This window comes from Morganella sp. Je.2.23, from assembly GCF_051129855.1.
GTDB classification, from domain to species: Bacteria; Pseudomonadota; Gammaproteobacteria; order Enterobacterales; family Enterobacteriaceae; genus Morganella; species Morganella sibonii.
In genome coordinates, this window is sequence record NZ_JBCPSQ010000006.1 from 93,086 (window position 1) to 113,503 (window position 20,418).

Genomic DNA, 20,418 nt, shown 5'->3' on the forward strand with positions numbered 1-20,418 from the left:
AAAAGGCGGTGGTATACCGCCTTTTCCTTCTCTTACTCTTGCTTACTTCCCGTTTTCGTCCGGGAATTCCGCCATAAAGCTTTCTGCTTTCTCTACCATTGAGCGGGTACCGACAAAGTACGGTGAACGCTGGTGGAGTTTTTCCGGAATGATATCGAGGATGCGGTTCTTACCGTCACTCGCTTTACCGCCTGCCTGTTCCGCGAGGAATGACATCGGGTTGCACTCGTACAGCAGACGCAGTTTGCCGCTCGGATGGCTTGCGGTGCTCGGATAGATGTAGATCCCGCCCTTGAGCAGGTTGCGGTGGAAATCCGCTACCAGCGAGCCGATATAACGGGTGGTGTACGGGCGATCTGTCGCAGGATCTTCTTCCTGGCAGTATTTGATGTATTTTTTCACGCCGACAGGGAAACGGATGTAGTTCCCTTCGTTGATGGAATACATTTTGCCGTTCTCCGGGAATTTCATATCAGCCTGACACAGGCAGAACACACCCAGGGACGGATCATAGGTGAAGGCGTGAACACCGTTACCGGTTGTGTAAACCAGCATGGTGGATGAGCCGTACACCACGTAACCGGCAGCGACCTGGCGGTTGCCCGGCTGGAGGAAGTCAGCTTCGGTGACCGGCTGGCCCAGCGGGGTGATACGGTGATAAATAGAGAAAATAGTACCGACTGACACATTCACATCAATGTTGGATGAGCCGTCGAGCGGGTCCATCAGAACCACATATTTGGCGTTTTCCGCACGGCCGCCTTCAAAAACAACAATGTCGTCTTCTTCTTCAGAGGCAATACCGGCAACTTCACCACGGGCTTTCAGCGCGGCTTTCAGTTTCTCGTTGGCGTAAAGATCCAGTTTCATCTGGACTTCGCCCTGCACGTTTGAGATACCATTAGTACCAAGGATATCAACCAGCCCGGCTTTGTTAATATCACGGTGAATAATCTTAGCGCCTAACTTAATCGCGGAGAGGAGTGCAGTCAGTTCTCCGGTGGCGTGAGAAAAGTCCTGCTGTTTTTCGACGATAAATTCGCCTAATGTTTTCATGACGTACGTCCTGAAGTGGGTGAAATAAAAGTATTACGAAAGCGGTTGCCCGTAAACGCGGGTGCAAGTTTAGCCAAAGAAAATCATAATTGATAGGCTAATCCGTTTCAGTTCTTTTGAGAGATGGTTAGAATAGTGACCAACGTCATGCTATTGGATAAAAAATAATGCATATTCATATTCTCGGTATCTGCGGCACCTTCATGGGCAGCCTGGCTATCCTGGCCCGCGCACAGGGGCACAAAGTGACCGGCTCGGATCAGAATGTCTACCCGCCGATGAGTGATTTACTGACAGAGCAGGGGATCGAACTGATCACCGGTTACGACCCGGCACAACTGACGCCGCGTCCGGATATGGTGGTGATCGGCAATGCCATGAAGCGCGGAAATCCGTGTGTTGAAGCGGTGCTGAACCTGGGAATTCCTTACACCTCCGGCCCGCAGTGGCTGCATGACCATGTCTTACCGGAGCGCTGGGTGCTGGCGGTTGCCGGTACTCACGGCAAAACCACCACAGCCGGTATGCTGGCCTGGATTCTGGAAGACTGCGGTTATCAGCCGGGCTTTCTGATCGGCGGTGTTCCGGGGAACTTTGATGTCTCCGCCACACTGGGTAACAGTCCGTTCTTTGTTATCGAAGCCGATGAATATGACTGTGCATTCTTTGATAAACGTTCGAAATTTGTGCATTACAGCCCGCGTACACTGCTGCTCAACAACCTCGAATTTGATCACGCGGATATCTTTGAAAACCTCGCGGCGATTGAAAAACAGTTCCATCATCTGGTGCGTGTGGTGCCGGGTGACGGCAAAATTATTGCCCCGGCTCAGGATGCCAATCTGAAACAGGTACTCAGTATGGGCTGCTGGAGCGAAGAAGAGTATACCGGTGACAACGCCCGCTGGCAGGCAGAGAAAATCACTAATGACTGTGGTGAGTTCGATGTGCGTTATGACGGCGAAATCAGCGGCCGTGTGACCTGGGGACTGGTGGGCGAGCATAATATGCAGAACGCCCTGATGGCGGTTGCTGCCGCACATCACGTCGGTGTGCCGGTGGCGGAAGCCTGCCGTGCTCTGGGTAAATTTATCAACGCCCGCCGCCGCCTTGAGCTGCGCGGTCAGGTAAACGGCATCAGTATCTACGATGACTTTGCACATCACCCGACGGCGATTCTGGCCACATTACAGGCACTGCGCAGTAAGGTCGGGGGTACCGCCCGTATTCTTGTGGTGCTGGAACCGCGCTCAAACACCATGAAAATGGGGATCAGCAAAGACGATATCGCGCCTGCGCTGGGTCGTGCGGATGAAGTGTTTATCTTCCAGCCGGCAGATATTCCGTGGCTGGTCAGTGAAATTACCGAGCGTTGTGTGCAGCCGGCTTACTGGACCGGAGACCCGGACGCACTGGTCAATATGGTGGCCGGGCATGCTCAGCCGGGAGATCATATCCTGGTGATGAGCAACGGCAGCTTCGGCGGTATCCACGATAAACTGCTGGAAAAGCTGAAGTAATCTGACAGCTGAGAATGTGAAAGCTGAGAATTTGAAGACTAAGAAAAAAAACCGCGCGGGACATCAGTACCGCGCGGTTTTTGTATGATTAACGGCAGATTACAGTTCCTGTTCGAACAGGGCAAGAATCGCTTCGTAAAGCTGTTCTGTGGTGAAATCTTTGGCCGGTGTCGAGAAAATGGTGTCATCCCCGGCGATACTGCCGAGAATACCCTCGGATTTGCCGATGGAATCCAGCAGACGGGCAATCAGCTGCGCTGCGCCCGGACTGGTACGGATAACCACCACCGAGTCATTGTAATCAATATCCAGCACCAGGTTTTTTAACGGGCTGGTGGCTGTCGGAACACCCAGTTCCGCAGGCAGACAGTAAACCATTTCCATTTTTGCGTTACGGGTGCGGACAGCACCGAACTTGGTCAGCATCCTGGAAATCTTGGACTGATTAATATTCTCAAAGCCCTCTTCCTGCAGGGCGGTGACAATCTCCCCCTGAGAGCTGAATTTTTCTTCTTTCAACAGCGCCTTAAACGCCTTGATCAGATCTTCCTGTTTAGAAGGTGCACGCATAGTCTTTCCTGAAAATTTGGATACGGACTTTATTATTATGCGGAAAAATGCATTTTTATGCAAATTAAACCCTGTGGTCTGGCCCGGGTAAACCGCATTAATGGTCAAAACTGGTGATCAGTTCACGTAATTGACATTGCTTATGGTTCTGACCAGGTTATCACCATAGGTAAATATATTGTTAATTAAATGATGTTGTTAGCAGTTACGTATTGTTATATTAACGCACATGACTATAAGTGCTCTTAAAGTAAAATAATTGTCAAAATAGTGTTCCTTATCTCATTAACAGATAAGCGATTTGTTTAGAATGGATAACAATAGACAAACAGATTCAAATGCGTGAATATGCAATCAGTCTGTTAAAATATTGTATTCACAGCCCTCATGCACGGATTCGCGCCTGATGCGCAATCGTGCTAACCGTCCCAAGTTAAGGAGTCTCAGGATGAAAGTTGCAGTTCTCGGAGCAGCAGGTGGTATTGGTCAGGCTCTCGCCCTTCTTCTTAAAACCCAGCTTCCTTCCGGTTCAGATCTTACTTTATATGATATCGCACCGGTCACTCCGGGTGTGGCAAAAGATCTCAGCCATATTCCGACAGATGTCCGGATCACCGGATTTGCCGGGGAAGATCCTACCCCTGCATTAGAAGGTGCGGATATTGTCCTGATTTCTGCCGGTGTGGCCCGTAAACCCGGCATGGATCGTTCTGATCTGTTTAATGTGAACGCAGGGATCGTGCGTAATCTGGTGGAAAAAATTGCCAAAACCTGCCCGAAAGCGTTAATCGGTATCATCACCAACCCGGTAAACACCACGGTAGCTATCGCGGCAGAAGTGCTGAAAAAAGCCGGTGTGTATGACAAAAATCGTCTGTTCGGCGTTACCACGCTGGATATTATCCGCTCCAACACCTTTGTGGCGGAACTGAAAGGGAAGAAACCACAGGAGCTGGAAGTGCCGGTTATCGGCGGGCACTCCGGTGTGACTATTCTGCCGCTGCTGTCTCAGATCCCGGGCGTCAGCTTCAGTGATGCGGAAATTGACAGCCTGACCAAGCGTATTCAGAACGCGGGTACAGAAGTTGTGGAAGCCAAAGCAGGCGGCGGATCCGCGACACTTTCTATGGGCCAGGCTGCTGCACGTTTCGGTCTGTCACTGGTTCGCGCCATGCAGGGTGAAAGCAATGTGGTGGAATGCACCTACACAGAAGGCGACGGCAAATATGCCCGTTTCTTTGCCCAGCCGGTCGTATTAGGCAAAAACGGTGTTGAAAAGCGTCTGGATATCGGGTCACTCAGCGCCTATGAAGAGAAAGCGCTTAACGGCATGCTGGATGTGCTGAAAGCGGATATTGCACTTGGTGAGAAATTTATTAACAGCTGAGTTATTAAATAGTTGTATTTATTTTTTTGAGCCGTAAATAAAACCGCTAATTATGATTAGCGGTTTTATTGTTTTTATAACTATATATTGAAATTAATTAGTTACCTTCACTCTTATTTTCCTATCTAATAATTCACCTGTGATAGAATTAAAATAACGGCTGGGCCAAATCTCCGACGGATGGACGGCGAGAAAGTCTGCGATGAGCCATTCACCTTTCGGCCACGGGCGGGAGAGCGCATTGGCGAGCGTTGAGGAGCTGAGCCCTGCGTTACGTGACAGGGCGGCCAGGGTTGTCCCCCGTTTCTTCAGCGCAGCAATAATATCAGCAGGGTGCCAGTCAGATTTACCGGAATCCATATATTGAGTCCTTTTTATTTTAGATTAATGCCGTGTTAGTGGTATAAATAACGGGTTGCCATCACATTAAAGATGAATTCAATTCGTTATTAAGAAAATAAAATACCATTATTTTTCTAAATATTTTCTTAAATTTTTTCTTAAAAATATCTTTTTTGAACTCTGTTACAGAATTAAGAAACAGAATGAAAATGTGCAGGTAACGCAAAGGACTGAATGAGGTAAGCATATTTGCTTACTTAACATAAGGAGTTTGTTGATGAAACAAAAGCGATTTTTATCTGTTACCAGGTGTGATACGTCAGCAGCACTGAGCCGGATCTCATTTTCTGCCCGACGATCATTGTATTAAGTGCTTACCGTTGTTGTAACAAAATATGCCGATTATTCACAAATAAATAATGTTTTATCCTTGTGTTTGTAAAATAATCCCGTAAAAATCGGTGTAGATCCGGAATCAGTTAAAAAATTCAGTGCAGATAAAGCATTTGTCATTTTTAGGAAAGTGCCCGGCAGATTCACGCAGTTTAAACACAGAAATTGCCGATTTTTTGCTGAAAATGGGTTGCAGGAGAAAAGATGAAAAAAGAATGGTATTCCGCGAAGGAATTGGTTGGTTTGGCGGGCTTGCCATCATCTCCTCAAGGTGTCAACCTGATGGCGAGACGGGAAGGCTGGCATCAGCGGCGCAAGCGCGGCGTGCAGGGAAAAGCAGTCGAGTACAGTATCGATAGTCTGCCGGATGAAGTTCAGGCAATTCTGCATGCGTGTGACAACAGCGCGAGCTATCAGGCAAAGCGGCAGGATGCGTTTCTGATTTGGGTGGAAGCTTATTATCAGCTCACCAGAGAGGAGCGCGAAAAAATTGTCACGTTCATTCTGCGGGAAGGTTTAGCCAAACTGATCCAGCATCTCGATGCACAGGAGCTTCCGGGCAGCCGGGAGCAGGACGAAAAACCGGAATAAAAAAAACGGGATCTTTACAGATCCCGTTTTTTCTCTGTGATCAGGCAGAGCGGCGGACCGCGATATGTGCCAGACCTGCCAGGGCATCTTTGTACTGAGAATCCGGCAGTGCAGAGAGCGATGCGATCGCTTTGTCTGCTTCTTCTTCGGCGCGGGCATAGGTGTATGCCAGAGAGCCGCAGCGCTTCATTACGGTAAGCACCTGCTCCAGCAGATGACGCCCGTTACCCTGTTCAATCGCCTGACGGATCAGCGCGGATTCTTCCGCATTGCCGTTGTGCATGGCATGAAGCAGCGGGAGTGTCGGCTTGCCTTCATCGAGATCATCCCCGGTATTTTTACCGAGTGTCGTATTATCCGCATCATAGTCCAGAACATCATCGATCAGCTGGAAAGCCGTGCCGAGATACCGGCCGTAATCCTGCAACGCTTTCTCCTGCTCCGCAGTGGCACCGGCCAGAATCGCGGCAGATTGCGAGGCGGCTTCAAACAGACGGGCGGTTTTGCTGTAGATAACCTGCATGTAATCCGCTTCGCTGATATCCGGATCGTTGCAGTTCATCAGTTGCAGTACTTCACCTTCCGCGATCACGTTTGTCGCTTCTGACATCAGTTTCAGCACACGCATGGAATCCAGATCCGTCATCATCTGAAAAGATCGTGTGTAGATAAAATCCCCGACCAGCACACTGGCGGCATTACCGAACACTTCGTTAGCCGTCTGTTTGCCGCGGCGCATGTCGGATTCATCCACCACATCGTCGTGCAGCAGGGTGGCGGTATGGATAAATTCGATCAGTGCCGCCACCTGAATATGTTTGTCGCCGTCATAGCCCAGAGCCCGGCCGGTCAGTACGGCGATCATCGGGCGGATCCGTTTCCCGCCGCCGCTGATAATGTAATAACCCAGCTGGTTGATGAGCGATACGTCTGAGGTCAGCTGTTTTTGAATCTTTTGATTGACTGCGGCCATATCATCCGCCGTCAGCGCGATTATTTGTTCTGAGTTCATATGACTTGCTTTAACCTTGTTTTTGACATCCCGATCAAAGGTAATGGTTTATGATAGCAGCGTTTTTTTATATTTTGTGATTGTACTGTAAAAAAGCCGCAAATAAACGGCTATCTGTAAAGTGACGATTTTTTATCATTAGATCGTTTTCAGCACTTGTCATTTGCGGCATTTTTGCGTAAAATCCGCGCCCTATTGTGAATAATTTTATAGTGCACTCTGAGAATCAAATTTTATGGGGTGTGCGGAAAGCGGAGTTAATATGTACGCGGTTTTCCAAAGTGGTGGTAAACAACACCGGGTCAGCGAAGGTCAAATCGTTCGCTTGGAAAAGCTGGACATCGCAACAGGTGAAACTGTTGAGTTTGACCAGGTTCTGATGGTTGCAAATGGTGAAGACATCAAGATCGGCGCTCCAGTCGTTGAAGGTGTTAAAATTAAAGCTGAAGTGGTTACACACGGTCGCGGCGATAAAATTAAAATCGTTAAGTTCCGTCGTCGTAAACACAGCCGGAAACAGCAGGGCCACCGTCAGTGGTTCACTGATGTTAAAATCACCGGTATCGCTTAAGTTAATAGGAGAGCAGATCAATGGCACACAAAAAGGCTGGCGGCTCGACTCGAAACGGTCGCGATTCTGAAGCAAAACGTCTGGGTGTAAAACGTTTCGGTGGTGAAGCTGTATTAGCAGGCAGCATCATCGTTCGTCAGCGTGGTACTAAATTCCACGCAGGCAACAACGTAGGTTGCGGTCGCGACCACACTCTGTTCGCGTTAGCTGACGGAAAAGTAAAATTCGAAGTTAAAGGCCCGAAAAACCGTAAATTCATCAGCATCGAAGCTGAATAAGTTTTTCACGTCTTAACCGAGTCCGAAAGCCCTGCAAACCTTTTGCAGGGCTTTTTATATGCGTAAAACGTCATCCCGGGTCATACTGAACCGGTAGTCCGGACACGGCAACGTTACGGAGAAAAGTAATGAAATTTGTAGATGAAGCTAAAATCCTGGTTGTGGCAGGAGATGGCGGCAACGGATGCGTGAGCTTCCGTCGCGAAAAATATATTCCGAAAGGCGGACCAGACGGCGGAGACGGCGGCGATGGCGGTGATGTATACCTCCAGGCCGATGAAAACCTCAATACCCTGATTGATTACCGTTTTGAAAAATCATTCCGTGCTGAGCGGGGTCAAAACGGCCAGAGTCGTGACTGTACCGGTAAACGGGGCAACGATATCACGATTAACGTGCCTGTAGGCACCCGTGTGCGTGATATGACCACCAACGAGATACTGGCGGACATGTTGCAGCACGGACAGCGCCACATGGTTGCCAAGGGCGGATTTCACGGCCTGGGTAACGCACGCTTTAAATCTTCCGTTAACCGTGCACCGCGTCAGCGCACCATGGGTACCCCGGGCGAAACCCGTGAACTCATGATGGAACTGATGCTGCTGGCTGACGTCGGGATGCTGGGGATGCCGAATGCCGGTAAATCCACCTTTATCCGTTCTGTCTCTGCGGCAAAACCAAAAGTGGCGGATTATCCGTTCACCACGCTGGTACCGAGCCTGGGTGTGGTGCGGATGGATAACTCACAGAGCTTCGTGGTCGCGGATATCCCGGGGCTGATCGAAGGCGCATCTGATGGTGCCGGCCTGGGTATTCGTTTCCTGAAACATCTGGAGCGCTGCCGCGTGCTGCTGCACCTGATCGATATCTGCCCGGTGGATGAAAGTGATCCGGTGGAAAACGCGAAGATCATTGTCGGTGAACTGGAAAAATACAGTGAAAAGCTGGCAGAGAAGCCGCGCTGGCTGGTCTTCAACAAGGTCGATCTTATTGATCCGGAAGAAGCGAAAGCCCGTTCTCAGGCGATCGCGGATGCGCTCGGCTGGGATGAAAAATTCTATATGATCTCTGCGGTCAATCACGAAGGCGTGAAAGCACTGTGCTGGGATCTGATGGAATTCCTCAACACCCACGCCCGCGAAGCGGTTGCCGAAGTACCGGCCGCAGATGCGAAAGTGGACTTTATGTGGGACGATTACCACAAAGAGCAGCTTGAGCAGACGGAAGACGATGATGACTGGGACGACGACTGGGATGAAGACGACGAAGAAGGTGTCGAATTTATCTGGAAGAAATAATCGTCAGAATCCGGAATAAAAAAACCCCCGATAGTTGGTCACCAATTATCGGGGGTTTTTCTTTACCAGTGAGTGGTGGCCGCCATGTTTATCAGTATTCTGTGATCACTACCGGGTAAAAAGGCCCTCAATACCAACAGAAACTGTTATAAACTTTCAGAATAATGGCCGGACGCGGTTTTGAGTAGTAAGTTCACCCATTTAACATAACGGAGCTTGTAAAATATAATTTCTATTACATCAATATAGGGATATTAGTATGAGTGAAATAGATATTAAATCTTTTGATTATAACGATATAGGGAGAGCCTATGATTTTAAATCACCGTTACCCGAGGGAGAATATTTTGCTCTTGAATTAACCAGCCCTGTTCCACCCGGGGCCGTGCCTGTTGTTGATGAAGATTCAGGGATATGTATTGGTTATTTATATGGATTTTCCGGGGTCTATGATGTTTATGACGCAACCGGAGAGTATTTAGGTAAATATGAGTTACCATTAGAATCACCACTGATTGATCCTTTGGATATAATCTTAATTGGCGGATGGTTTATTAAAAATGGTTTAAAACTGGTTACTCTGTTAAAAGCAGGTGGTTCATCTTTAGTAAAAGCAGGGTCAATTAAATTAACTGAACATCTGGTTTCACTTTTACGGGGTCGGTTAAAGTTAGGTTTATCACCCAGAACATTAAAGTTTACACCTAAGGCAGCCGCTCATATGGCTGAAGCAGAACGATATGTTCCTATAACAATTATTGAAAAAGCAATAAGATATGGAAAAAGAGGAATAGATGCGAAAGGCCGGTCTGCTTTAGTACTCAAAAGATACACTATCAATATTAAAAAATATCGTTATCCGTCAACAACAAAAAATCTTCAGGGTAAGAATATCAATGAGATAAAAGAGTATACTCTGGAGGTTGTTGTCGATGAAAGAGCCTGGACCGTTACTCATTTTATGTATAAATAGAGGGAATATGTTTAATATAGAAGGCGATGTTAATCAGATTAATTTCAATATAAGCAATATATGCGATTTTTCTGTTTCCGGTGATACGTGTACAGAATATGACAAATCAATTTACTTTAATATTGAATTGATTTTGGAAAGAGGTTTTTTCAATATTTTAAATTGTGAATTCTATTATTTTGAGTTAGAGGATTTTATTAAAGGCCTTTTGCTTATTTTAAATAATAATAAAGATGAATATTTATTTTCAGATGAAAGGAATATAGTAAATATTAATTTTAAGAGAGGTAAGGATTCTTCTGATATTTCAGTTTGTTATAAATTATTTGAGTCTTTTGATAGCGAGTGCTATATAACCGGAATCTTTTATCTCTTTGAAGAAAAAATCTATGATATTATAAACAATATAAAACCTTATCTTTCAGAAAATAAAGCATCTGTTTAGTAGATGCTTTCTTCTTTTATACTGTACCCGGAGGTTGATGCCATTAAATGTCTCCAGGTAATATCTCTGTAATCTAATAATATTATTTCCTCTGGCTGTCTGTCGTTATGAGACACAGAGTTAGGATAATCATATGTTATATTCTTTATGGTGGCCTTTTGTAATGAGATGCTGTAGTACTTTTCCTGGGCACCATTCTGACTGGTACGAAAAAAATCAATATTACAGTCGAGAAGTTCATTATTGGATATAGCCACGCCCAGCAGAGGTGATGATTTATCTATAGGTTTTATTATTTCTAACGGATGATGATGCGAGTTCTGTGCTCTGGAAATCGAATGCCTGACCGCGAATACCAAAATTTCATCTTCATGATCTTTCTGGTATTTATTTCCGATGGAATCATAACTTGAACATCCTTTAGATATTAATCCCTGCTTATTACCTGTCAGGGTCATGTATATAATATTGGCCATACCTGTCTCCGTTTCCGTGGATTTTTATCTATTCTTGCTTAAAAAAAGAGCAAAAACAACCCCGGTCTGTTCTCTCTTATCCGGAACAATTTTGATTATTGTTGTTCCGTTTCAGAGAGAACAGACACATGCAGCAGTTTTTTTATATCACTCAGTAATTACGGTATAAATCTTTATACAAATGCCCCTCAAAGCGGACCAGCGGCACACGGCGGCTGCGCTGTTGGGCAGGCGGGACGGCATAAGCGGAAATAAACTGCACGAACGCAATGCGCTGTCCGCTGGCGGTGGTGAGGAACCCGGCCAGGTTATACACCCCCTGTAATGAACCGGTTTTGGCTGAAAGTTTGCCGTTAACGCCTGCTTCTGTCAGGCCGCCGCGGTATTGCAGTGTGCCGTCATAGCCGGAGAGCGGCAGCATTTTAATGAATTGCAGCTGATCATCATGTTTGGCTATAAATTGCAGCACTTCCATCATGGTCGCCGGGGTGATCAGATTATGGCGTGATAACCCGGAACCATCCACCATCACGGTATTGCCCATATCAATGCCGGCTTTCTCTTTCAGAACCTGACGGACAGCCTGCTGGCCGGAACGCCAGGTACCGGGCACGCCGTAATAGCTGCGGCCGATAGTGCGGAAAACTTCATCGGCAATCATATTGTCGGATTTTTTCAGCATTTTGGTCAGCAACGCGTGCAGCGGGGCGGATTGTGTCTGTATCAGCACGGTGCCGGGTTGTTCCGGATGAGTCTGACGGCGGACATTACCGTTCAGGGCAATCCCGGCGTGAATCAGTTCATTTTTGACGATAGCCCCGGCGTAGCTTGCACCGTTCTGTACCCCGAATGCCAGCGGCAGCGGCTCACTGCGCTGATTCATACAGCCGGTGATGGTATAGCGGTTCAGTTCACCGGGCACCACATCCAGTTCGCAGAAACGTCCTTCGGCAGAGCCGCGCTCCAGCGTTTTGACTTCACTGAACATATTGACCGGGTAGTAATCCGCCGTGCGGATATACGCGGTATCTCCGGGCTTATCACCGGGGTGCAGCGTTACCGAAAAGCAGTTACGGTCAATAATGGCAGCTCCCGGCGGAGCGCTGAAGCACTGGGTTAAATCATTCCACACCCAGCCCGGTGCTTTGTCATGACTGGCAAATGCAGAGATGTCGATCACCAGATCACCATCAATAGTCTGTACCCCGGCTTTGCGCAGTTCATTGACCATATTGCGGATCTGCTGACGGGTAAGGGTCGGATCACCGGTAAAACGGGTGATTAAATCCCCTTTCAGGGTGGTACCATCAAGATGTCCTTTGGTTTCCAGACTGGTGGTGAAGCGGAAATCCGGTCCCAGCTGTAACAGTGCGGCCAGCGCCGTTACCACTTTCTGGGTACTGGCGGGCAGGGCCATTTGTTGTCCCTGGTATTCCACGATTGGCTGAGCATCGCCTACCCGCTGTGCAATCATTGCCAGGTTTGTGCCGGCGGGCAGATATTGGGTATATTCCTCAACCGGAGTAGCTGCTGCACCTGCAGCCAGTAATACTGATAATCCCGTTGCATACGAGAGCCGGGTAAAAACATTCATTGAGCGACCTATCCATCACAATCCGGGGTGAGAGCCCGTTATACTAAAGCCACGGGCCGGTAAAAGTAAACGATGACCCGCATTGCGCTCCGGGATAGAATACCGGAACAGGATCTCAGTTCAGCCCGCGCGGATAACGCGTCAACCGCGCTGACAGCATCCGTAGTGCGATGGCCGTATCAGCGCAAATTTACACGGTTTTACTTAATAGTAGTGTGCCACATATGGTGCATAAGGTACTGTTATCGTTTAATCAGGATGATATGACTATTACTTAGGAATGATTCAGAGGTAGAGAATGAAACAAATCCCTATGACGGTACGCGGCGCAGACCAACTGCGTGAAGAATTAGAATTTCTCAAAAATGAGCGCCGTCCGAAAATTATTGCTGATATCGCGGATGCCCGCGAGCACGGCGATCTGAAAGAAAACGCAGAATACCACGCAGCACGTGAGCAGCAGGGTTTCTGTGAAGGCCGCATCCAGGAGATCGAAGCCAAGCTCTCCAATGCGCAGGTGATTGATGTCACCAAAATGACCAACAACGGCCGGATTATTTTCGGTGCGACAGTCACGGTTTTTAACGTCGCAACGGATGAAGAACAGACTTACCGTATCGTGGGTGATGATGAGGCTGATATCAAATCAAACCTGCTGTCAGTAAACTCCCCGATTGCCCGCGGCCTTATCGGCAAAGAGGTTGACGACGTGGTTGTCATCCAGACACCGGGCGGTGAAGTTGAGTACGAAGTGGTAAATGTGGAATACCTGTAAGCAGTGCCGTAAAAAAACAGCACAATACGGATATTTCATCAGAAAAATGCAGTGAAAGGCATTTTTACTGAACTTTACATTCAGGTGGCTGAGCACAGAGTCTGCCGGGATATGAAGAAAATCTGAAAGGAATGCCACCGGCCGGACGATATCGTCAGAAATCATCTGCCGGTGGCATTTTTTTATAAATATGCAATTATCATTTAGGTAAAATGATCTTCCGGGCTTCCGACGGGCGGTAGAGCACCAGAATTTTACCGATAATCTGCACATTGTAAGCACGGGTTTCACGCACAATCGCATCAGCGATCAAGGTTTTCATTTCACGGTCTTCGCCCGCGATTTTAACTTTGATAAGCTCATGATGTGTAAGAGCCACTTCAGTTTCTGCGAGTACGCCTTCAGTCAGCCCGTTGTTGCCAATCATGACAACCGGGTTCAGATGATGAGCGAGCGCTTTCAGGTGCTGGACTTGTTTTTTAGTGAGGTTCATCGTTTTTTTTGCTTAATAACTATTGAAAACGGTGTATTCTACCGCCATATCATGCTTATCACCATCATTAGGTGAGGAGTACTGTCTGCGGTAACAGGACTTTTGTCCGGTTATGCGAAAAAACTGAGTCAGAAATAACAGGTTAGTCGGAAAACACAATGGCCAATAAAAAACGTTCAGCAAGCTCCGGGCGCTGGTTACAGGAACATTTTAGTGATAAATATGTTCAGATGGCGCAGAAAAAGGGGCTTCGCTCTCGTGCCTGGTTTAAGCTCGAAGAAATTCAGCAGGGCGATAATATTTTCAGACCGGGTATGACTATTGTGGATCTGGGTGCTGCACCCGGCGGCTGGTCACAATATGCTGTTAATCATATCGGGCAGTCCGGGCGTGTTATTGCCTGTGACCTGTTGCCGATGGACCCTATCGTCGGCGTGGATTTCCTTCAGGGCGATTTCCGTGACGAAAACGTGCTTAAAGCTCTGCTGGGGCGCGTGGGAGATAAAAAAGTCCAGGTTGTTATGTCAGACATGGCACCAAATATGAGCGGAACACCGGCTGTTGATATTCCGCGCGCGATGTATCTGGTTGAGCTGGCACTTGATATGTGCCGTTCTGTTCTGGCACCGGGGGGCAGTTTTATTGTTAAAGTCTTTCAGGGAGATGGCTTTGACGAGTACCTCCGGGAGGTTCGCTCCCTGTTCACGAAAGTGAAAATCCGTAAACCCGATGCTTCGCGGGCCCGATCGCGTGAAGTATACATTGTAGCGACAGGGTGGAAAGTGTAGTACCCTGTGCGTTATTTGTTAACACAGATGTAATAAGAGGTTAATCCCTTGAGTGACATGGCGAAAAACCTAATTCTCTGGCTGGTCATCGCAGTAGTGCTGATGTCGTTGTTCCAGAGTTTTGGCCCAGGCGATTCAAACAGTCGTAAGGTGGACTACTCTACCTTCATCACTGAGTTAGCACAGGATCAGGTGCGCGAAGTCCGTATTTCCAATCGTGATCTTAACGTCAGTAAAAAAGACGGCTCCAAATACACGACGTACCTGCCGATGCAGGACAATCAGCTGCTTAACACCATGCTGAACAAAAACGTTGCTGTGGTCGGTGAACCACCGGAAGAGCCGGGTATCCTGACAACCATCTTCATTTCCTGGTTCCCGATGCTGCTGTTGATCGGCGTCTGGATCTTCTTTATGCGCCAGATGCAGGGCGGCGGCGGTAAAGGTGCGATGTCCTTCGGTAAAAGTAAGGCTCGTATGCTGACCGAAGATCAGATCAAAACCACCTTTGCGGATGTGGCCGGTTGTGATGAGGCCAAAGAAGAAGTCGGCGAGCTGGTGGAGTATCTGCGTGAGCCGAGCCGCTTCCAGAAACTCGGCGGTAAAATTCCGAAAGGTATTCTGATGGTGGGGCCTCCGGGCACCGGTAAAACCCTGCTGGCAAAAGCGATTGCCGGTGAGGCAAAAGTACCGTTCTTCACCATTTCCGGTTCTGACTTCGTCGAAATGTTCGTGGGTGTGGGTGCGTCCCGTGTCCGTGATATGTTCGAACAGGCGAAGAAAGCAGCTCCATGTATCATCTTTATCGATGAAATCGACGCCGTCGGCCGTCAGCGTGGTGCGGGTCTGGGCGGTGGTCACGATGAACGTGAGCAGACGCTGAACCAGATGCTGGTTGAGATGGATGGTTTCGAAGGTAACGAAGGTATTATCGTTATCGCGGCAACCAACCGTCCGGATGTGCTTGACCCTGCGTTACTGCGTCCGGGCCGTTTCGACCGTCAGGTCGTGGTCGGTCTGCCGGATGTGCGCGGCCGTGAGCAAATCCTGAAAGTGCATATGCGCCGTGTGCCGTTATCGCCGGACGTTGAACCGTCTGTGCTGGCACGTGGTACACCGGGCTTCTCCGGTGCGGATCTCGCTAACCTGGTGAACGAAGCTGCGCTGTTTGCGGCACGCGGTAACAAACGCGTTGTAACCATGGTCGAGTTCGAAAAAGCAAAAGATAAAATCATGATGGGTGCGGAGCGCCGCTCTATGGTGATGACAGAAGAGCAGAAAGCCTCGACTGCCTACCATGAAGCCGGTCACGCGATCATCGGTCGTCTGGTGCCGGAGCATGACCCGGTACACAAAGTGACTATTATTCCGCGCGGACGTGCGCTGGGTGTGACCTTCTTCTTACCGGAAGGGGATCAGATCAGTGCCAGCCGTCAGAAACTTGAAAGTCAGATTTCCACCCTGTACGGCGGTCGTCTGGCGGAAGAGATTATCTACGGGCCGGAAAATGTGTCCACAGGCGCATCCAACGACATCAAAGTGGCAACGAACATTGCCCGTAACATGGTGACGCAGTGGGGCTTCTCTGAAAAACTGGGGCCATTACTGTATGCGGATGAAGACGGTGAAGTATTCTTAGGCCGTTCTGTGTCAAAAGCACAGCACATGTCTGATGAAACTGCCCGGACTATCGATGAGGAAATCCGCGGGCTTATTGAGCGCAACTACAAACGTGCGCGTCAGATCCTGATGGATAACCTGGATATCCTGCACACCATGAAAGATGCATTAATGAAATATGAAACCATTGATGCACCACAGATTGATGATCTGATGAACCGTGTGCCGGTCCGCGAACCTGCGGGCTGGGAAGGTGACAAGCCGAAAGCGGATACCCGTCCGCCGGAAAGCAGTAACCAGGTTCCGGTTCAGGAAGCACCTGAATCATCAGATGACAACAATGCTGCGCCGTCTGAAGACGACAACAAGCAGTCATAATTCATCATTCAGTTGTATGAAGCAGTAATATGAAAAACCCGGCGGAAAATCTGCCGGGTTTTTTTATATCTTTATCCCGCCGGAGTCAGGCATTACAATCACCTCACGATTTGAATAATAAACAGTAAGAAGGCCGGATTATGAAACTTACCGCACGCGGTCAGACGCTCTCGCTGGCAACACCGCAGGTGATGGGGATCCTCAATGTAACCCCGGATTCATTCTCAGACGGCGGTACACACAACACCCCCGCCAAAGCACTGGAACATGCCCGTAAAATGATTGCCGAAGGTGCGACGATTATTGATATCGGCGGCGAATCCACCCGTCCCGGAGCTGCCGAAGTGAGTCCGGAACAGGAAGCGGAGCGGGTTGTCCCGGTTGTGGCGGCGATTGCCCGGGAGTCGGATGTCTGGATTTCGGTGGATACCTCAAAAGCTCTGGTGATCCGCGAAGCTGCAAATGCCGGTGCTCATATTCTCAATGATATCCGTTCATTCAGCGAACCCGGCGCATTACAGGCGGCTGCACAGAGCGGTCTGCCGGTTTGTGTGATGCATATGCAGGGGGAGCCGCGTACCATGCAGCAGGCACCGCACTATCAGAATGTGGTGCGTGAGGTTTATGCGTATCTTGAAGAGCAGGTGGCGCGTTGCACGGCCGCCGGTATTGAAAAAAATCATATAATTCTCGATCCGGGTTTCGGTTTCGGGAAAACACTGGCGCATAATTACCAGTTATTGGATAAATTAGACGTATTTCATAATCTGGGATTACCGGTTCTTGCCGGAATGTCACGAAAATCTATGATTGGCCAGCTGATGGATATTCCCCCGGATGAACGGGTTGCCGGCAGCGTGGCCTGTGCGGTGATCGCCGCGATGAAAGGTGCGCAGATTATCCGTGTTCATGATGTGAAAGAAACTGTCCAGGCCATGAAAGTGGTGGAAGCAACCCGTTTAGCGAAGGAAACAAACGACAATGAGTGATCGCAAATACTTTGGTACTGATGGCATCCGCGGAAAAGTGGGTGACAGCCCGATTACCCCTGATTTTGTGCTCAAACTGGGCTGGGCGGCCGGGAAAGTGCTGGCACGTCACGGCTCACGTAAAATTATTATCGGCAAAGACACCCGTATTTCCGGCTATATGCTGGAATCTGCACTGGAAGCCGGGCTTGCCGCCGCAGGGTTATCCGCCTCTTTTACCGGCCCGATGCCGACGCCGGCGGTCGCTTATCTGACCCGTACTTTCCGTGCTGAGGCGGGTATCGTGATCTCTGCCTCTCATAACCCGTATTATGATAACGGTATTAAATTCTTCTCTATCGACGGCACCAAACTGCCGGATCACGTGGAAGAAGCCATTGAAGCTGAAATGGAAAAACCGCTGACCTGCGTGGAATCCGCCGAACTGGGCCGTGCCAACCGCATTGTGGATGCCGCCGGTCGTTATATTGAATTCTGTAAAGGCACATTCCCGAATGAACAAAGCCTGAACGGGCTGAAAATGGTGATCGACTGCGCACACGGCGCAACCTATCACATCGCGCCGAACGTATTAAGCGAGCTGGGTGCGGAAGTCATTGCTATCGGCTGTGATCCGAACGGTATCAACATTAACGAAAAATGTGGTGCGACAGATGTCCGCCAGTTACAGGAACGTGTTCTGGCTGAAGGCGCACATGTCGGCCTGGCGTTTGATGGTGACGGCGACCGCCTGATTATGGTGGATCACCTGGGTGAGAAGGTGGACGGTGACCAGATCCTGTTTATCATTGCCCGTGAAGCGCTGCGTCAGGGACAACTGCGCGGCGGTGCTGTCGGTACACTGATGAGTAACATGGGACTGGAACTGGCACTGAAACAGCTGGGTATTCCGTTTGAGCGCGCGAAAGTCGGTGACCGCTATGTGCTCGAAAAACTCCAGGAAAAAGGCTGGCGTCTGGGTGCGGAAAACTCCGGTCATATCATTCTGCTGGACAAAACCACCACCGGTGACGGTATCGTGGCCGGTCTTCAGGTGCTGAGTGCCATGGTACGCAACAACATGAGCCTGCACGACCTGTGCAGCGGTATGAAACTGCTGCCGCAGGTGCTGGTGAACGTCCGCTTTGCCGGTCAGCACGACCCGCTGGCAAGCGAGGAAGTCACCCGTGTGGCACAGGAAGTGGAAAAAGAACTGAACGGCAAAGGCCGTGTGCTGCTGCGTAAATCCGGTACTGAACCGCTGATCCGTGTGATGGTGGAAGGGGAAGATGAAGCGCAGGTCACTGCAATGGCAAACCGTATTGCAGACGCGGTGAAACGCGTATAATTATTTATGATGTGAATGACAGAGCCGGAAAAACTGATTGCGGTTTTTCCCCGGCTCTGTCAGAATCCGCCCCTTATTGTTGTTTTTTTCCGCAACCGATGCGCCGGGCTTAAAATAGACTTGCGTGTCCGCGTTTGTTTGGTTAGTATTCTGACCCGCTCAGCAAGGTAATTTATTTTACCGGTGAGTGTGCAGATTGATACCGAATCAGTCGGTATACCGTACGAGGAATAGGTACACGTTTATGTATACAGCTCTCTTAGTCGTTTTCTTACTTGTTGCGATCGCCCTGGTGGGTATGATCTTAATGCAGCAGGGGAAAGGTGCGGACATGGGTGCTTCGTTCGGTGCAGGCGCGTCTGCAACACTGTTTGGTTCTTCGGGTTCAGGTAACTTTATGACCCGTACCACAGGCATTTTAGCAACACTGTTTTTTGTACTGAGTTTAGTCCTGGGTAATATGACCAGCAATAAAACCGGTACAGGCAGCAAGTTTGATAATCTCGCTCAGCCGGTGCAGACAGAACAGAAAACAGATGTTCCCGCAGCACCAGCAGCTCCTAACAGCGATATTCCGCGCTGATTGTTGCAAGTCTGAAGTAAAAGTTTTAAACGGGATTGATACACACCATCAGTCAGTCCCGTAAAAAAGAGCAGTTCAGTGCCGAGGTGGTGAAATTGGTATACACGCTACCTTGAGGTGGTAGTGCCTACAAAACGGGCGTACGGGTTCAAGTCCCGTCCTCGGCACCATTTAGTTTCACACTTGCGTTTTGCAGGTGATCAGCGTAGAATTTTTCACGTTTCGAACGCGGGATGGAGCAGCATGGTAGCTCGTCGGGCTCATAACCCGAAGGTCGTCGGTTCAAATCCGGCTCCCGCAACCACTTCTTATAACAAATCGTTTTTTCCAATGTTGATTGTATCAACAACTCTTACGTTATCCCTGATTTGGAAAAAAGATTAAGAAGTGTGATGTACACAGGGTCCAGTTGCATAAAGCCCCGAAATTTCGGGGTTTTTTGTTATCAGTCAACAGAGATACTGGGCGTTATGCCCTTTTTTTATGTCCCGGGGGTGGTCTTGTCCACATTAGAGCAGAAATTAACAGAGATGGTCACTGCACCTGTCGAAGCACTCGGTTTTGAGCTTGTCGGCGTGGAGTTTATCCGCGGCCGCGTGTCAACACTGCGTATTTTTATTGATAGTGAAGAGGGTATCACTGTTGATGATTGCGCGGACGTGAGCCACCAGGTCAGTGCCGTTCTTGATGTTGAAGATCCTATTACGACCGTTTATAACCTTGAGGTTTCATCTCCGGGTATGGAGCGACCGTTATTTACGGCAGAACATTATCAGCGGTTTACCGGTGAGGAAGTCTCACTGACTTTACGAATCGCAATGCAGAACCGTCGCAGATGGCAGGGTATTATCAAAGCCGTTGACGGTGAAATGATCACGGTTACAGTGGATGGCAAAGACGAAGTGTTCGCACTTGGCAACATCCAGAAAGCTAACCTGGTACCCCACTTTTAATATAAA

The 20,418-nt window shown here is 48.9% G+C and carries 22 protein-coding genes and 2 tRNA genes; 17 read left to right on the top strand and 7 right to left on the bottom strand.

Going from position 1 to position 20,418, the window contains the following annotated elements; translation table 11 throughout:
* Window positions 1-42 precede the first annotated feature (42 nt).
* Window positions 43-1,056 (bottom strand): class 1 fructose-bisphosphatase, encoded by a 1,014-nt coding sequence (gene fbp, locus AAZR23_RS16910; protein ID WP_046894263.1) that lies wholly within the window; start codon window positions 1,054-1,056, stop codon window positions 43-45.
* Window positions 1,057-1,223: 167 nt separating this feature from the next.
* On the opposite strand from fbp, the gene mpl reads away from it, so the two are divergent.
* The gene (gene mpl / locus AAZR23_RS16915; protein ID WP_230060012.1) at window positions 1,224-2,576 is read left to right on the top strand and encodes a UDP-N-acetylmuramate:L-alanyl-gamma-D-glutamyl-meso-diaminopimelate ligase; all 1,353 of its coding nucleotides are present in this window, start codon (window positions 1,224-1,226) and stop codon (window positions 2,574-2,576) included.
* Between the two features lie 99 nt (window positions 2,577-2,675).
* Here mpl and argR read toward each other — a convergent pair whose 3' ends face one another.
* Entirely contained in the window at window positions 2,676-3,146 is a 471-nt protein-coding gene (gene argR, locus AAZR23_RS16920; RefSeq protein ID WP_004234524.1) for a transcriptional regulator ArgR, read from the bottom strand.
* 448 nt (window positions 3,147-3,594) lie between these two features.
* Here argR and mdh point away from each other — a divergent pair, with 448 nt between their 5' ends.
* Window positions 3,595-4,533 carry a malate dehydrogenase gene (gene mdh / locus AAZR23_RS16925; protein ID WP_024474260.1) on the top strand — a complete coding sequence of 313 codons (939 nt, stop codon included), beginning with the start codon at window positions 3,595-3,597 and terminating at the stop codon, window positions 4,531-4,533.
* Window positions 4,534-4,626: 93 nt separating this feature from the next.
* On the opposite strand, the gene AAZR23_RS16930 is transcribed toward mdh, so the two are convergent.
* The gene (locus AAZR23_RS16930) at window positions 4,627-4,893 is read right to left on the bottom strand and encodes a helix-turn-helix domain-containing protein (protein ID WP_046894265.1); all 267 of its coding nucleotides are present in this window, start codon (window positions 4,891-4,893) and stop codon (window positions 4,627-4,629) included.
* Between the two features lie 579 nt (window positions 4,894-5,472).
* Between AAZR23_RS16930 and AAZR23_RS16935 the strand changes: the two genes are divergently transcribed.
* Entirely contained in the window at window positions 5,473-5,859 is a 387-nt protein-coding gene (locus AAZR23_RS16935) for a DNA-binding protein (RefSeq protein ID WP_046894266.1), read from the top strand.
* Between the two features lie 40 nt (window positions 5,860-5,899).
* On the opposite strand, the gene ispB is transcribed toward AAZR23_RS16935, so the two are convergent.
* On the bottom strand, window positions 5,900-6,871 hold the full coding sequence (gene ispB / locus AAZR23_RS16940) for an octaprenyl diphosphate synthase (protein WP_052926776.1): 972 nt from the start codon (window positions 6,869-6,871) through the stop codon (window positions 5,900-5,902).
* 262 nt (window positions 6,872-7,133) lie between these two features.
* On the opposite strand from ispB, the gene rplU reads away from it, so the two are divergent.
* The 5 genes from rplU to AAZR23_RS16965 all read left to right on the top strand — a co-directional run bounded on the left by rplU (window position 7,134) and on the right by AAZR23_RS16965 (window position 10,436).
* The gene (gene rplU / locus AAZR23_RS16945; RefSeq protein ID WP_004241383.1) at window positions 7,134-7,442 is read left to right on the top strand and encodes a 50S ribosomal protein L21; all 309 of its coding nucleotides are present in this window, start codon (window positions 7,134-7,136) and stop codon (window positions 7,440-7,442) included.
* Between the two features lie 20 nt (window positions 7,443-7,462).
* The gene (rpmA, locus tag AAZR23_RS16950; protein WP_046894268.1) at window positions 7,463-7,720 is read left to right on the top strand and encodes a 50S ribosomal protein L27; all 258 of its coding nucleotides are present in this window, start codon (window positions 7,463-7,465) and stop codon (window positions 7,718-7,720) included.
* Between the two features lie 128 nt (window positions 7,721-7,848).
* A complete protein-coding gene (cgtA, locus tag AAZR23_RS16955) occupies window positions 7,849-9,018 on the top strand; it encodes an Obg family GTPase CgtA (RefSeq protein WP_107680082.1) in 1,170 nt (389 codons plus the stop codon).
* A gap of 259 nt (window positions 9,019-9,277) precedes the next feature.
* Window positions 9,278-9,991 carry a hypothetical protein gene (locus tag AAZR23_RS16960; protein ID WP_052926778.1) on the top strand — a complete coding sequence of 238 codons (714 nt, stop codon included), beginning with the start codon at window positions 9,278-9,280 and terminating at the stop codon, window positions 9,989-9,991.
* A 7-nt stretch (window positions 9,992-9,998) separates the two neighbouring features.
* A complete protein-coding gene (locus tag AAZR23_RS16965; RefSeq protein ID WP_166708780.1) occupies window positions 9,999-10,436 on the top strand; it encodes a hypothetical protein in 438 nt (145 codons plus the stop codon).
* Here the strand turns inward: AAZR23_RS16965 and AAZR23_RS16970 are convergent.
* Entirely contained in the window at window positions 10,433-10,912 is a 480-nt protein-coding gene (locus AAZR23_RS16970; protein ID WP_052926780.1) for an Hcp family type VI secretion system effector, read from the bottom strand. The two genes, AAZR23_RS16965 and AAZR23_RS16970, sit on opposite strands and share 4 nt — an antisense overlap.
* A gap of 151 nt (window positions 10,913-11,063) precedes the next feature.
* A complete protein-coding gene (dacB, locus tag AAZR23_RS16975; protein ID WP_434693932.1) occupies window positions 11,064-12,506 on the bottom strand; it encodes a serine-type D-Ala-D-Ala carboxypeptidase in 1,443 nt (480 codons plus the stop codon).
* A gap of 298 nt (window positions 12,507-12,804) precedes the next feature.
* Between dacB and greA the strand changes: the two genes are divergently transcribed.
* Window positions 12,805-13,281 carry a transcription elongation factor GreA gene (greA, locus tag AAZR23_RS16980; protein WP_107680078.1) on the top strand — a complete coding sequence of 159 codons (477 nt, stop codon included), beginning with the start codon at window positions 12,805-12,807 and terminating at the stop codon, window positions 13,279-13,281.
* 199 nt (window positions 13,282-13,480) lie between these two features.
* Here greA and yhbY read toward each other — a convergent pair whose 3' ends face one another.
* Window positions 13,481-13,774 carry a ribosome assembly RNA-binding protein YhbY gene (yhbY, locus tag AAZR23_RS16985; protein WP_046894275.1) on the bottom strand — a complete coding sequence of 98 codons (294 nt, stop codon included), beginning with the start codon at window positions 13,772-13,774 and terminating at the stop codon, window positions 13,481-13,483.
* 158 nt (window positions 13,775-13,932) lie between these two features.
* Between yhbY and rlmE the strand changes: the two genes are divergently transcribed.
* From rlmE to rimP, 8 genes are all read left to right on the top strand, one after another.
* Window positions 13,933-14,562, top strand: a complete 630-nt coding sequence (gene rlmE, locus AAZR23_RS16990; RefSeq protein WP_004234546.1) for a 23S rRNA (uridine(2552)-2'-O)-methyltransferase RlmE — start codon at window positions 13,933-13,935, stop codon at window positions 14,560-14,562.
* Between the two features lie 48 nt (window positions 14,563-14,610).
* Window positions 14,611-16,560: an ATP-dependent zinc metalloprotease FtsH gene (gene ftsH, locus AAZR23_RS16995; RefSeq protein WP_054425231.1), complete on the top strand. Its 1,950-nt coding sequence runs from the start codon at window positions 14,611-14,613 to the stop codon at window positions 16,558-16,560.
* Window positions 16,561-16,700: 140 nt separating this feature from the next.
* Window positions 16,701-17,549: a dihydropteroate synthase gene (gene folP / locus AAZR23_RS17000; RefSeq protein WP_107680077.1), complete on the top strand. Its 849-nt coding sequence runs from the start codon at window positions 16,701-16,703 to the stop codon at window positions 17,547-17,549.
* Entirely contained in the window at window positions 17,542-18,876 is a 1,335-nt protein-coding gene (glmM, locus tag AAZR23_RS17005; RefSeq protein WP_004241391.1) for a phosphoglucosamine mutase, read from the top strand. Before folP ends, glmM begins: the two co-directional genes overlap by 8 nt.
* Window positions 18,877-19,120: 244 nt before the next feature.
* Entirely contained in the window at window positions 19,121-19,459 is a 339-nt protein-coding gene (secG, locus tag AAZR23_RS17010; protein ID WP_015422312.1) for a preprotein translocase subunit SecG, read from the top strand.
* An 80-nt stretch (window positions 19,460-19,539) separates the two neighbouring features.
* Window positions 19,540-19,629, top strand: a tRNA-Leu gene (locus tag AAZR23_RS17015).
* A gap of 57 nt (window positions 19,630-19,686) precedes the next feature.
* Window positions 19,687-19,763: transfer RNA gene (locus AAZR23_RS17020), tRNA-Met, on the top strand.
* 196 nt (window positions 19,764-19,959) lie between these two features.
* Window positions 19,960-20,412 carry a ribosome maturation factor RimP gene (gene rimP, locus AAZR23_RS17025; RefSeq protein WP_004241392.1) on the top strand — a complete coding sequence of 151 codons (453 nt, stop codon included), beginning with the start codon at window positions 19,960-19,962 and terminating at the stop codon, window positions 20,410-20,412.
* Window positions 20,413-20,418 lie beyond the last annotated feature (6 nt).

What these genes read in the sequence shown, in the direction of transcription:
- AAZR23_RS16935 (WP_046894266.1), top strand. Translation starts at nt 5,473, where the DNA reads ATGAAAAAAGAATGGTATTCCGCGAAGGAATTGGTTGGTTTGGCGGGC.
- argR (WP_004234524.1), bottom strand. Translation starts at nt 3,146, where the DNA reads ATGCGTGCACCTTCTAAACAGGAAGATCTGATCAAGGCGTTTAAGGCG.
- AAZR23_RS16970 (WP_052926780.1), bottom strand. Translation starts at nt 10,912, where the DNA reads ATGGCCAATATTATATACATGACCCTGACAGGTAATAAGCAGGGATTA.
- AAZR23_RS16930 (WP_046894265.1), bottom strand. Translation starts at nt 4,893, where the DNA reads ATGGATTCCGGTAAATCTGACTGGCACCCTGCTGATATTATTGCTGCG.
- ispB (WP_052926776.1), bottom strand. Translation starts at nt 6,871, where the DNA reads ATGAACTCAGAACAAATAATCGCGCTGACGGCGGATGATATGGCCGCA.
- dacB (WP_434693932.1), bottom strand. Translation starts at nt 12,506, where the DNA reads ATGAATGTTTTTACCCGGCTCTCGTATGCAACGGGATTATCAGTATTA.
- AAZR23_RS16965 (WP_166708780.1), top strand. Translation starts at nt 9,999, where the DNA reads ATGTTTAATATAGAAGGCGATGTTAATCAGATTAATTTCAATATAAGC.
- folP (WP_107680077.1), top strand. Translation starts at nt 16,701, where the DNA reads ATGAAACTTACCGCACGCGGTCAGACGCTCTCGCTGGCAACACCGCAG.
- greA (WP_107680078.1), top strand. Translation starts at nt 12,805, where the DNA reads ATGAAACAAATCCCTATGACGGTACGCGGCGCAGACCAACTGCGTGAA.
- rpmA (WP_046894268.1), top strand. Translation starts at nt 7,463, where the DNA reads ATGGCACACAAAAAGGCTGGCGGCTCGACTCGAAACGGTCGCGATTCT.
- mpl (WP_230060012.1), top strand. Translation starts at nt 1,224, where the DNA reads ATGCATATTCATATTCTCGGTATCTGCGGCACCTTCATGGGCAGCCTG.
- glmM (WP_004241391.1), top strand. Translation starts at nt 17,542, where the DNA reads ATGAGTGATCGCAAATACTTTGGTACTGATGGCATCCGCGGAAAAGTG.
- fbp (WP_046894263.1), bottom strand. Translation starts at nt 1,056, where the DNA reads ATGAAAACATTAGGCGAATTTATCGTCGAAAAACAGCAGGACTTTTCT.
- rplU (WP_004241383.1), top strand. Translation starts at nt 7,134, where the DNA reads ATGTACGCGGTTTTCCAAAGTGGTGGTAAACAACACCGGGTCAGCGAA.
- secG (WP_015422312.1), top strand. Translation starts at nt 19,121, where the DNA reads ATGTATACAGCTCTCTTAGTCGTTTTCTTACTTGTTGCGATCGCCCTG.
- rlmE (WP_004234546.1), top strand. Translation starts at nt 13,933, where the DNA reads ATGGCCAATAAAAAACGTTCAGCAAGCTCCGGGCGCTGGTTACAGGAA.
- cgtA (WP_107680082.1), top strand. Translation starts at nt 7,849, where the DNA reads ATGAAATTTGTAGATGAAGCTAAAATCCTGGTTGTGGCAGGAGATGGC.
- mdh (WP_024474260.1), top strand. Translation starts at nt 3,595, where the DNA reads ATGAAAGTTGCAGTTCTCGGAGCAGCAGGTGGTATTGGTCAGGCTCTC.
- yhbY (WP_046894275.1), bottom strand. Translation starts at nt 13,774, where the DNA reads ATGAACCTCACTAAAAAACAAGTCCAGCACCTGAAAGCGCTCGCTCAT.
- AAZR23_RS16960 (WP_052926778.1), top strand. Translation starts at nt 9,278, where the DNA reads ATGAGTGAAATAGATATTAAATCTTTTGATTATAACGATATAGGGAGA.